This window comes from Paenibacillus massiliensis 2301065 = DSM 16942 (genome assembly GCF_000377505.1).
Classification (GTDB): Bacteria; Bacillota; Bacilli; order Paenibacillales; family Paenibacillaceae; genus Paenibacillus; species Paenibacillus massiliensis.
The window spans coordinates 53,647-65,921 of the sequence record NZ_KB898185.1 but is presented as its reverse complement, the minus strand read 5'-3'; the positions used below and the strand labels follow the sequence as shown (position 1 = coordinate 65,921).

Sequence of the window (12,275 nt, the reverse complement as noted above, 5' to 3'; positions counted from 1 at the left end):
TCGATGGCTAAAATATGCGTGATCGGCAGTAGTTCGATGGATCTAGTGGTTACTTCCTCCAGACGGCCAGGAGCAGGTGAAACTGTTCTTGGCGATAGCTTTACAACGGTTCCTGGAGGTAAAGGGGCTAATCAGGCAGTTGCGGCTGCCCGATTGGGAGCTGAGGTTACGATGATTGGTCGGGTAGGTGATGACTCGTTCGGTAAAGATATTTTGGCGAATTTCAAAGCGAATCATGTAAATACGCAAAATGTGAAACCGGTTACACATGCGGAAAGCGGAACGGCTCATATCATACTGGCTGAAGGTGATAATAGTATAGTCGTTGTTGAAGCTGCGAACCGTGAAGTGACTCCCGCATATGTTGATGAGGCAGCAGAGGCCATTCGGGAGGCAGATATCGTCTTGATTCAGCAGGAGATTCCAGAGGAGACTGTCGTTCACGTCAGTAAGCTGTGCGCTCAATTCGGGACCCCGTTGCTGCTCAATCCTGCTCCTGCGCGAACGTTGCCACAAGAAGTGATTGACCAGGCTTCCTATATTACTCCGAACGAACACGAAGCTGAAATATTGTTTCAAGGCATGACCCCGGCAGAAGCATTACGTCAATATCCCAACAAGCTGTTTATTACAGAAGGCAGTAAGGGAGTACGTTATTTTGACGGGAATGAGGAAATTCTAGTACCAACTTACCAAGTAGAGGCTGTAGATACGACCGGAGCAGGTGATACGTTCAATGCTGCATTTGCAGTTGCATTGGCGGAGAGACGACCATTGCAGGAGAGCATCCGCTTCGCCAATCGGGCTGCCTCGTTGTCTGTGACCAAGTTCGGAGCGCAAGGCGGTATGCCCATGCGTGATGAAGTGGAGGCGAGTCTGTAATGAAAAAAAATGGCATACTGAACAGTCATATTTCCAAGCTATTAGCTGATTTGGGTCACACGGACACCATTGCAATTGCAGATGCCGGGCTCCCGGTCCCGGACGGTGTGCTTAAGATTGATCTGGCCCTCAGACTGGGAACGCCAAGCTTTTGTGACATAGTGGATCTGATCGCAGAAGATATGGTGATTGAAAAAGTGATTGTAGCGGAGGAGATTCGAGTAGGCAATCCAGCAGCTCTGAGCTTCGTGTCGGAGAAGTTCGGACAAGATGCGATTGATTCAACCTTGAGCCATGAAGAGTTCAAGCTATTAACACGGCAGGTGAAGGCGATTATTCGCACAGGTGAAGCGACGCCTTATGCCAATTGCATTTTACAAGCGGGAGTCCACTTCGGCTAAAAAAGGAGGCTGCAAAATGCATATTCAGATGCAGGATATTCATAAAGCGTTCGGCACCAATCAAGTGCTGAGCGGAGTGAATTTCGAGCTACAAGAAGGCGAGGTCCATGCTCTAATGGGGGAAAACGGAGCCGGCAAATCCACGCTGATGAACATACTGATTGGTCTCCATCAGCGAGATCAAGGTAAGATCACTGTTGACGGAAAGGAGACCTATTTTGGCAGTCCGAAGGAAGCAGAGGAGCTAGGCATCACCTTCATCCATCAGGAGCTGAACGTATGGCCCGAAATGACCGTGCTGGATAATTTATTCATCGGCAAGGAGATAACGTCTTCTTTAGGGCTACTGAATACGAAACAAATGAAAGCGCTTGCCAATGAGCAATTTGCCAAATTGTCGGTACGCATTCCATTAGAACGGCCTGCGGGAGAATGCTCCGTGGGACAGCAGCAAATGATTGAGATTGCCAAGGCATTAATGACGGATGCCAAGGTCATCATTATGGATGAACCAACAGCAGCACTCACGGAGCGCGAGATCCAGAAGCTGTTTGGCGTCATTGCCTCGCTCAAGAAGAATGGTGTGTCCATTGTGTACATCTCTCACCGCATGGAGGAGATTTTCACGATCTGCGACCGGATTACGATCATGCGTGACGGCAGAACCGTAGATACCAAAGCCATTGCTGAGACAAACTTTGATGAAGTGGTACGAAAAATGGTCGGCCGCGAATTGACGGAACGTTATCCTGTTCGAAACCCTTCTTATGGCGAAGTGGTTCTGGAAGTCCGAAATGCGAGTAGCAAAGGGATATTCCAGAATGTAAGCTTCGAGGTTAGAGCGGGTGAAGTTCTTGGTTTTGCAGGACTTATGGGCTCGGGGCGGACGGAGATGATGAGAACGATCTTTGGTCTGGATCGGATGGATAGCGGAGAACTCTTCATACGTGGTCATAAAGTGAACATCCGTAAACCAACAGATGCGGTCAGTCATGGTATTGGTTTTATTACGGAGGATCGCAAGGACGAGGGACTGGTGCTTGACTTCTCTATTCGTGAAAATATGGTTCTGCCTAACCTGTTCAGTTTCTCCAGCAAAGGCTTCATCTCAGGTGCAAAGGAGCAAGAATTTGTCGATACGCTAATCCAACGTCTTCAGATCAAAACGCAATCCTCGGAAACCTCTGCACGGAATCTATCCGGCGGTAATCAACAAAAGGTTGTTATTGCCAAATGGGTTGGGATCGGTCCAAGTGTACTCATCCTGGACGAACCTACGCGTGGTGTAGATGTTGGAGCGAAGCGCGAAATCTATCAGCTAATGAATGAACTGACAGACCGAGGCGTGGCAATTATCATGGTGTCGTCAGAGCTGCCTGAGGTGCTCGGCATGAGTGACCGGGTTGCGGTGGTACATGAGGGCCATATTAGTGGTGTGCTGTCTAGGGAAGAAGCCACACAGGAAAAGATAATGACATTGGCTACAGGGGGACAATGATATGACAACCATTCAGGATAAAAAGGCCCAAAGCGGTGTACGATTCTCGAATATAACTCAAAAAATGGGGCCATTGCTCGGCTTGATTATTCTTATTCTCATCGTCTCTATTTTGAATCCAAGCTTCTTGGAACCGCTTAACATTCTGAACCTGCTACGTCAGGTTTCGATTAATGCACTTATCGCCTTTGGTATGACATTTGTTATTTTAACAGGCGGAATTGATTTGTCGGTTGGCTCAATTTTGGCTTTATCCAGTGCCTTTGTAGCCAATATGATGGTATCTGGCTTTGATCCGATCTTATCCATCATTGTCGGTGTGGCGTTGGGTGGTGTCATGGGGATGGTTAACGGCCTCATGATCACGAAAGGGAAGATGGCACCGTTTATCGCGACGTTGGCTACGATGACCATTTTCAGAGGATTAACGCTGGTATATACGAACGGCAACCCGATTACAGGGCTTGGCGACAGCCTGATGTTTCAATTATTTGGCCGAGGTTACTTACTGGGGATTCCGGTACCAGCGATTACTATGCTGATTGCGTTTATGGTGCTATGGATCATTTTGCACAAGACAGCCTTTGGTCGCAAAACGTACGCAATCGGTGGCAATGAGAAAGCCTCCATCATCTCAGGGATCAAAGTAACGCGTGTTAAAATCATGATTTACTCTCTGGCAGGTATGCTTGCAGCTCTGGCCGGAGCGATTCTGACATCGCGCTTGAATTCAGCACAGCCAACAGCGGGGACATCCTATGAATTGGATGCGATCGCGGCTGTTGTACTGGGCGGTACGAGCCTTGCAGGAGGGCGGGGACGAATTGTCGGCACATTGATCGGTGTTCTGATTATCGGGGTATTGAATAACGGCTTGAACCTGCTTGGTGTGAACTCCTTCTACCAAATGGTGGTGAAGGGTGTCGTGATTGCCATTGCCGTCCTGCTGGACCGCAAGAAAACAGCATAAGGAGAGAAACAAATATGAAAAAGTGGACTTTAACGCTCGTAAGCATGCTGATGATTATTGTGTTGGCCGGGTGCTCCCTGGAGCCACCGGAGTGGGCAAAGCCTGATTCTGCTGGAAGCGACGGATTAAAGAAAATCGGTCTGTCAATCTCTACGCTGAACAATCCATTTTTTGTATCATTGAAGGACGGGGTCGTTGCTGAAGCCCAAAAACAAGGGATTGAGGTCATTGTTGTTGATGCGCAGAACGATTCAGCTAAGCAAACCAACGATGTGGATGATCTCCTGCAGCAGGGTGTAAATGCACTGCTCATTAATCCTGCCGATTCTGCGGCAATCTCGACAGCCGTTCAGTCGGCCAACAGCGTCGGTATACCTGTTATTACGCTGGATCGGTCTGCAGACCGGGGCGACGTCGCGGCTTTAGTGGCATCGGATAATGTCAAAGGAGGACGTATGGCAGCGGAATACTTTGTTGCACAGCTTGGCAAGGGAGCGAAAGTCATCGAGCTTGAGGGGGTACCTGGCGCTTCGGCAACGAGAGAAAGGGGCAAAGGCTTCCATGAGATCGCGGATGAACAGCTTGATGTGGTTGCTACACAATCTGCGGATTTCGATCGGTCCAAGGGATTGAACGTCATGGAAAATCTGCTGCAAGGTAATCCTGATGTGCAAGCGGTATTTGCCCACAATGACGAGATGGCACTGGGCGCTATTGAAGCGATTCAGAGCTCGGGTAAAAATATTCCCGTGATCGGATTTGACGGTAATGATGATGCCATTAAATCCATTCAGGACGGAAAATTAACGGCAACCGTTGCTCAGCAGCCAGTAATTATTGGTGAGTTGGCGGTGAAAGCTGCACTGGACGTGCTGGATGGCAAGCAGGTAGAGCAGGTCATTCCTGCTGAATTGAAGCTGGTGACGGAGGACAACGTAAACAACTAAAATTTGTTCGACATCCCGTTCTGGGCAGAGGGTCCGGAAGCGGGATGTCTTTCTGTTTATGAGGAGGTAAGCTGTCTTTATATCTAAATCATTGTGCACAATTATTTTTTGTTGACTGCATGGTCAATAAATGATAAAGTAACGCTGAGACAAGAAGAACATATGAATTGTCATCACAATTATTCAATTTTATCACTGCTGAGATCATACAGATAAAGCTGAACTATATCTCTATTTCTAGGTAGCTTGATTGCTACGATGAGATATAGCTGTTGTACAGACCCATCCTATTTTGAAAGGGAGGTGACAGGGTACTGTTACTTATCTCATGATCTCACCACCCTGTACTTACTCTGGTTCTTGCATCATTGCATGAGAATGATATTGTTCCAATTATAGATATGTTTCCGTTTCTCTGTGCGCTGTAATTCTTAGTAGTGTCATTCGAAAGCTAATATAAATATATTAATTCAAATCTTAGGAGGCAATGTATGAAACCTACTGTATCTCTGGAAGCACTGTTTACACCGTTCAACTCCAGCAAGCTGAGTCTGTCGAATCGCTTCGTAATGGCGCCGATGACTCGTCAGTTCTCCCCAGACGGAATTCCCGGTCAGGATGTAGCTGCTTACTATCGCCATAGAGCAGAGAATGAAGTGGGTCTGATTATCACCGAGGGCACGATCGTTAACCATCCAGATGCATCCAATCAGGAGAACGTTCCACATTTCTTCGGAGAAGCTGCTTTGAAGGGATGGGAGCATGTAGTGGCTGAGGTGCACGCAGCAGGAGGACGCATCGTTCCGCAGCTGTGGCACATGGGAGCCAAGGGCGACGTGGGTGAATATACTGAGGCTGAGGTCAAAGAAATCGTTCAGGCGTTCGGCCAAGCAGCCGCTGAAGCCAAACGAGTCGGCTTTGACGGCATTGAGCTCCACGGCGCGCATGGGTACCTCATTGATCAATTTTTCTGGGAGAAAACTAATCCCCGTACAGATCAGTACGGCGGCGATATGGTAGGACGCACCCGTTTTGCGGTAGAAGTCATTGAGGCTTGTCGTGAAGCTGTCGGCCCAGACTTCCCAATCATTCTGCGTTATTCGCAGTGGAAGAGTAATGAGTACACGGCCAAGCTGGCGGATAGCCCTGAGCAGCTGGAGCAATTTTTGGCACCTCTGGTAGAAGCAGGCGTTGACATCTTCCATTGCTCTACACGTCGTTTTTGGGAGCCGGAGTTTGCTGGTTCTGACCTGAATCTGGCTGGCTGGACGAAGAAGCTGACGGGCAAACCTACGATTACAGTCGGATCTGTAGGACTGGACGGTGATTTCATGAGCTTCTTCACCACGGGTCAAGGAGCTAACCATGTTGGCGTCGAAGCGCTGGTAGAACGAGTGGAGCAAGGGGAATTCGATCTCGTCGCTGTAGGTCGTGCACTGCTGTCCGACCCTGCATGGGTGCGCAAGATTCACGAGGGTAATTCTGAGGCATTGATTCCATTCACAGCGGAAGCCGTCAAGACACTGTCATAAGAGGTGTGAAGGCAGGTCCAGAGGCGTTTCATCGCACAGGCTTTGTCTTGTCTGTTGAATCCGCTCTTTAACGGGATGATGCTGATTGTCAGTGATAATTCAAAGGTTATTCCCAACTGCTATTCCATAGTGTTACTTGATAATAGGCCGTCCGAATCTCGGGCGGCCTAAATGTATTACCCTCCCGAGAGAATAATCCCTCAGATATCTCCAACTCAATCTTGACAATGTCAATATACAGAGTTATCTTTACAATGTAAAGTTATACGAAGGAGCGATAGGATTGAAGCCTGGACCTTACCATCATGGCGATTTACGTAACACCTTAATTGAGACCGGTATTGAACTCATTGGCGAGGAAGGGCTAGGAGGTTTCTCCTTACGAAAGGTAGCAGCCAAGTGTGGTGTCAGTCACGCTGCGCCTTACAGTCATTTTAAGGATATACAGGATCTGTTGGCTGCGATGGCCGATCACGTCACGGAGCAGTTCACGACCACCCTGCAAGTCTCTATTGAGGGGCACAATGACCCCATGTCGGAAATGGAAAAGCTGGGAACCGCCTATATATCCTTTTTCGAGCGGCACCCCACTTATTTTCCATTTATATTTTTTCAGTCAGGCATTGTTATTCAGGTAGACGCAGGAGCTGAGAACGTTCCGCCTTACCCACCATTTGCAGTATTCCGGGCAACTGGCTATCGGCTGTTCCGCAGTCTGGGTCTTCCACCTGAACAGGACGACAACATGCTAATGGCCTACTGGTCGCTTGTACATGGCGTAGCATCACTACTGTCAAGCAGTGGCATTCGATATTCAGGTGATTGGCAAAAAGTATGGCAAACCATTCTTCAGTCGGGAGGAACAGCTAATGAGACTGATAGTCCATGATTTAGCGAATGATGATTATGTTGCCTTCCTTAGCGGCTTCAGCGAGGATACCGATGAAATAATCGGGGAGACGGGTTCCATTCGTCATTGTGTAGGCTGCTTCGGTTGTTGGGTTCGCACTCCGGGGACCTGCGTGCTCAAAGATTCTTATCAACACATGGGTGACCGGTTCGCCGCCTGCGAAGAGTTGGTACTCATCACCCGCAATGTATATGGAGGATATAGCCCGTTCGTCAGCAACGTATTGAACCGCTCACTACCTTATGTTCTGCCCTATTTTGTAATCGAAGAAGGTGAGACACATCATCAGCAACGCTACAAACAGCGCTTCAAGTTCACAGTCCATTTTTATGGAGAAGGAATCACGGAGGCTGAACGTCACACAGCACAGGCACTGACTCGCGCTAATGCAATAAATTTGGATGTGTCCCAATATAGTGTTTCTTTTCACAACACGCTTGACGAGTTGGTGGAGGTGCGACCATGAACATTGTGCTGATTAACGGCAGTCCGAAGGGCGGAGCGACCAATTCTGGATTTCTGCTAGAAAAGCTCAAGCCCTTCATCACCGAGGGCAACGAGCTGACTTCGTACCGGGTGAATGCGAAGCAGCTGAAGCCTGAGCAATATCGGGAGCTTAACCAAGCCGATGTGATCGTACTGGCATTTCCGCTTTATTTTGATGCTATCCCTTCACATGTACTGCGGATGATGGTCGAGCTGCAAAATTTCCGTCAGACTGAGCAAGGTAACCCGAATCTCTTCGTGTATGCGTTAATCAATAATGGATTTTTCGAAGGGAAGCAGTGCACGATTGCAGCAGATATGATTAAGAACTGGTGCGTACGCTGCGGCTTCCGTTTTGGAATGGCAGTTGGTCACGGAGCAGGGGAGATGTTACACGAGTTAAAGATGCCGCTGGGTAAAGGCCCACTAAGGAATCTAGGCAATGCGATGACTCGGCTCAGCACGGCAATCCTCGCTAGAAGTAGTGCGGAATCGCTATTTATTCAGCCTAATTTCCCACGTATTATGTATCGAATGGCCGCTCATTTCTCCTGGCATCGTAAAGCCAAACAACTTGGGCTTCGACCACAGGATTTGAGGAAGCGACCATTTCTAGAAAGTCGATTACGAAGATAACGCCGAGAATAATGAAGAATCTGAATTTAATCTGGTGGTTGCATACTGCATTTCTAAAATAGGGATTTATTTTTCTTACGACAATTCCGTATTATTATATCAAATCACTACAATTTTATATATAAATGGAACCATTGCACAGATATAATGACGATATATTTATATATCAGCCATCTGCTGATCAACGTGAAATTATATCATGCTGGCTCCTTTTCAGAAGTCGAGCCCGACCAGACGGAGGTTTAGTCCATGGGGAACAATCAATTTGAGGCAACGGAAAGACATCAGCTCAGCTGGATGCATGAGCCGAGTAGCTGGACATTTACGCAGGAGGGAGAGCTGGTAATTGACACACCTGCTAAGGCAGATTTCTTCAAAGACCCAGCTGGCAAGCATATCGTACATTCCGCTCCTTTTCTATATTTGAATGTGGACTCGTCCTTTGAGCTGACAACACAGGTCAAGGTAGATATGAGGCATCAGTATGATTCGGGCTGCCTGATGCTGATGGCTGATGAGAACAATTGGGCGAAGCTCTGCTTTGAATCCAACGGAGAATATCCGACCATTGTCTCTGTAGTGACGCAGCATGGCTTCTCGGATGACTGCAATTCGGAGCGTGTGAATGTAGAGCAGCCTTATTTGAGAATAACGAAGGCTGGTCGTGTGGTGTCCTTTCATTACTCAGTTGATGGGGAGAACTGGAAGCTGATTCGCTACTTTGGCATGGGAGCAGAGGGACCATTTATGGCTGGGGTTGTCGCACAATCTCCGACAGGCTTAGGCTGCCAGGTCTCGTTCAAGCATTTGAAGTTGTCCATACCGAATGAAGATAGTCGCTTTTAGCTACGTCTGTCCTGTAGTTATTGCGACTTCCCTTTATCCACTTTGCAGCTTGAATCTGTATGGTCTTGCTGTAATAGATCGTTCTTTGCCTACAATACATCGTTCTCTGTTATAATGGATTGTTCTAAATAGTCGCCATGCCAGACTTTCTGTCCGGATGGCGACTATTTGTGTTGAGGTGATAGAGATGAGCATAAGATTCGCTATTAAACTACGCAAGATTACCGAGGTGCTCAGCGATCTCTTCCACGGTCACTTGATAGAGTAGCTGGCCTGAATACAGCAGGAGACGGTTCTGACGAAAGCACTGAGCTTGAACTTGAAGCTGCCTGGCTTGTTCATTACGGAAGGTGATCTTGGTGCCTTTCGTTAGATGGCGAGAATGCTCCAGCTTCTTCAGGACGTAGGTCCCGTGACGGCCATAGCCACCATCGAACAAGAAGTGATACCCATCTGTACAGAAGCCAGAAGAGCCTGAGATGCCCGGGTTCATCAAAGTAACGTTTGGCTGCTGCGTTCCACCTGTGATACAGCCGAGCGAGAAGTCCGTGTAGTAATAGAACCATACTTCCTGATCCTTGACTACATTGAGTGCATAGCAGTCAGCGATATCCACGGCTTGATTCTCATAGGTACGCTGCCCCTGATGGTCCCAGGCCAGCAAGCCTGCTGCGCCAACCGGCTCACTCCACCCGTAATTTCCGAATACTCCTTCATCAAAATAACTGGTCCAGATCATGCCTTCCTCACTTACCTGGACATCCTGTATTCCGTCACCTAACAGAAATTCATTCACTGTGTGTCCTTCATAATCACATACTCTCGCATTCAGGTCGTACTGATTCCTCCCGTAATAGCTGCAGCGTGCACCGACGAGAAGCAGATGCTCGTGAAGTGGCTGTATATAGTGGTAATTGAAGCTGCTCCAGATCATGACATCATTCACGACGTGATCCGTCAGTACAAGGACTCGATAGAGTCTCTGCTTGTGTAGCTTGGCTTGCACGAACATGCCTTTGTCCCTCTCGGGGAGCTGATCGATGAGCAGAACATAGACCCGCCCATCCGCACCCCATTGAGTGGAGACAAGCTCGAATCCTTCCATATAAGGTGTTAAATCTGCAAATGACTGTAGTTGTATCGCTTGTTGTGCCATGTTGATTCCTCCTGATCGTTGCTGCAGACCTGCTGTCTGCTTGAGATATGCTCATTGTGCAGGAAAATGGATGGCTCGAACATGGCAAAAGTATAGCGACGCTAGAAAATATCTTCTTTTCATACAGCTCACCAGCTATGCCTCCGTATGTTTATAGGAAGGTTGGAAACACTACTTATCGTCATTCATTACCATATTTCCCACACGTATTGAGCATATGACTTGATCGACATGGAAGCGACTGAACACAACAGGGAGGTGACGATGTGTGGTCTGAAGTGATGAAATATATACCTGGCTGGCTGATCTGGTGGCAGGCCTTTCTATTGGTCATGATTCCGATTGGACTGGCGAAGTTAACGAATTGGCTACAGACAGCGGTTAAGAATGGAAGCTTCAGCGATTCGAAGAATAGCAATAAGCAACATACGAATAAGCAACAATCCAGTACACAGAATCAACATGCTAAGCAGCAACAGCAAAGCTTACAAGGAAAAGACACCTTTCGCTCGAAGGATTCTCCACTGACCGGGGTCTATACCGCGGATATAGCTACGATACGACAAGGCTTTGGCAAGAACTCGGATGTACATATTCGTGAGTTCTATATGAAGGGGACAGATCTGAAGGCAGCTGTCCTGTATGTTGATGGGCTCGTGGATCAGCAGCTAATGGATGAATTCCTTATCACCACATTAATGCGTGAGGGCGTCCCGGATACCGTCGGAATGAAGTGGAAGCGACTCCCGCGGCAAGAGGCGTTCAAAGACTTCTTGAGCATGCGTCTGTTGCCTGTTAGTGATATTCAGGAGTCATCGCACATCCAAGAGATTGCCAATGCGGTACTTACTGGTAAAGGAGCACTCCTCATAGACGGCATGACGGTAGCGATCTTAATCGGCTCGGCGAAGGGAAAGACTCGCAGTCTGGAAGAGCCCTTGTCCGAAGCCTTACTACGAGGTCCGCGCATTGGTTTCACTGAGCGACTGGATGAGAATACGGCCCTGCTCCGACAGATTGGAAAAAATGAAAGTCTGTTCATTCAACAGTATGAGGTAGGGTCCAGGATCAAGAAAAAGCTGGTTATCGCGTATATGAAGGATATTGTGAATCCTGATCTGGTCCAGCAGGTGGAGACCCGCATTCAACGTATGGATATGGATGCCATGCTGGAATCAGGCTATATAGAGCAGTTGATTGAGGATAGCACGCTGAGTCCGTTTCAGCAGGTGCTCAATACAGAGCGGCCTGACCGGGCGATCGGTGGCTTGCTGGAAGGCAAGGTAGTCATTATGCTGGATGGCACTCCATTTGTGCTCATTGTGCCTGGTACCTTCACCATGCTGCTGCAATCGCCAGAGGATTATTACGACCGCTGGATTCCGGGTACCTTTTTACGCGTGCTCCGCTTTATGTCAGCTACGCTGGCTCTACTTGCTCCAGCGCTATATATTTCGTTCATTTCCTTCCATCCTGGGCTTATTCCGACCAAGCTTGCTTTAACCATCATTGATGCCCGCAGCGGTGTCCCGTTTCCCTCTATTATTGAGGCCTTGATCATGGAGCTGGCCATTGAGATTTTGCGAGAAGCGGGTATTCGATTGCCTAAGCCGATTGGGCCAGCGATGGGAATCGTCGGTGGTCTGATTATCGGACAGGCGGCTGTTCAGGCAGGTATTATTAGCCAGTTCCTGGTCATTGTCGTGGCGATTACAGCGATATCATCCTTCACCATACCCGTCTATAGTGCCGGGATTACCTTGCGGATTTTACGGTTCGTTGCCATGTTCAGCGCGGCGATGCTTGGACTATTCGGGGTAGTTATGTTCTTCCTGCTGATATGCACACATCTCGCGCGGTTAAGCAGCTTTGGTGTACCGTATGTGTCCCCGGCAGTGCCATATAATCTCAGGGATTGGAAGGATTTCGTCATCCGGGCACCGCTTAGCATGATGAAGCTGCGACCTGAAATGACCAAGCCGAACGATCCAGAGCGCAAAAATTAAATTTT

12 protein-coding genes are annotated in these 12,275 nt (G+C 48.2%); 11 read left to right on the top strand and 1 reads right to left on the bottom strand.

From position 1 onward, the window contains the following. Nucleotides 1-3: 3 nt before the first annotated feature. The 10 genes from rbsK (at nt 4) to D328_RS0100240 (ending at nt 9,108) form a co-directional block, all read left to right on the top strand. The gene (rbsK, locus tag D328_RS0100285) at nt 4-882 is read left to right on the top strand and encodes a ribokinase (protein ID WP_018882931.1); all 879 of its coding nucleotides are present in this window, start codon (nt 4-6) and stop codon (nt 880-882) included. Next, nucleotides 882-1,283 (top strand): D-ribose pyranase, encoded by a 402-nt coding sequence (gene rbsD, locus D328_RS0100280; RefSeq protein WP_018882930.1) that lies wholly within the window; start codon nt 882-884, stop codon nt 1,281-1,283. The genes rbsK and rbsD overlap by 1 nt, the downstream gene beginning before the upstream one ends. 16 nt (nt 1,284-1,299) lie before the next feature. After that, the gene (locus tag D328_RS0100275) at nt 1,300-2,781 is read left to right on the top strand and encodes a sugar ABC transporter ATP-binding protein (protein ID WP_018882929.1); all 1,482 of its coding nucleotides are present in this window, start codon (nt 1,300-1,302) and stop codon (nt 2,779-2,781) included. A gap of 1 nt (nt 2,782) precedes the next feature. Continuing rightward, the gene (locus D328_RS0100270; protein ID WP_018882928.1) at nt 2,783-3,751 is read left to right on the top strand and encodes an ABC transporter permease subunit; all 969 of its coding nucleotides are present in this window, start codon (nt 2,783-2,785) and stop codon (nt 3,749-3,751) included. Between the two features lie 14 nt (nt 3,752-3,765). Next, the gene (gene rbsB, locus D328_RS0100265) at nt 3,766-4,698 is read left to right on the top strand and encodes a ribose ABC transporter substrate-binding protein RbsB (protein WP_018882927.1); all 933 of its coding nucleotides are present in this window, start codon (nt 3,766-3,768) and stop codon (nt 4,696-4,698) included. Between the two features lie 491 nt (nt 4,699-5,189). Beyond that, on the top strand, nt 5,190-6,230 hold the full coding sequence (locus tag D328_RS0100260) for an NADH:flavin oxidoreductase (protein ID WP_018882926.1): 1,041 nt from the start codon (nt 5,190-5,192) through the stop codon (nt 6,228-6,230). Nucleotides 6,231-6,513: 283 nt separating this feature from the next. Further along, the gene (locus D328_RS0100255) at nt 6,514-7,119 is read left to right on the top strand and encodes a TetR/AcrR family transcriptional regulator (protein WP_018882925.1); all 606 of its coding nucleotides are present in this window, start codon (nt 6,514-6,516) and stop codon (nt 7,117-7,119) included. After that, complete coding sequence (locus D328_RS0100250) at nt 7,100-7,606, top strand: hypothetical protein (protein WP_018882924.1); 507 nt, start codon at nt 7,100-7,102, stop codon at nt 7,604-7,606. Before D328_RS0100255 ends, D328_RS0100250 begins: the two co-directional genes overlap by 20 nt. Further along, on the top strand, nt 7,603-8,262 hold the full coding sequence (locus tag D328_RS0100245; protein WP_018882923.1) for a hypothetical protein: 660 nt from the start codon (nt 7,603-7,605) through the stop codon (nt 8,260-8,262). Before D328_RS0100250 ends, D328_RS0100245 begins: the two co-directional genes overlap by 4 nt. Nucleotides 8,263-8,511: 249 nt before the next feature. Continuing rightward, a complete protein-coding gene (locus D328_RS0100240) occupies nt 8,512-9,108 on the top strand; it encodes a DUF1349 domain-containing protein (RefSeq protein ID WP_018882922.1) in 597 nt (198 codons plus the stop codon). Nucleotides 9,109-9,319: 211 nt separating this feature from the next. Here the strand turns inward: D328_RS0100240 and D328_RS0100235 are convergent, their stop codons facing one another. Next, nucleotides 9,320-10,264: a hypothetical protein gene (locus D328_RS0100235; protein WP_018882921.1), complete on the bottom strand. Its 945-nt coding sequence runs from the start codon at nt 10,262-10,264 to the stop codon at nt 9,320-9,322. Between the two features lie 266 nt (nt 10,265-10,530). Here D328_RS0100235 and D328_RS0100230 point away from each other — a divergent pair, with 266 nt between their 5' ends. Beyond that, the gene (locus D328_RS0100230; RefSeq protein WP_018882920.1) at nt 10,531-12,270 is read left to right on the top strand and encodes a spore germination protein; all 1,740 of its coding nucleotides are present in this window, start codon (nt 10,531-10,533) and stop codon (nt 12,268-12,270) included. Nucleotides 12,271-12,275: the final 5 nt, after the last annotated feature.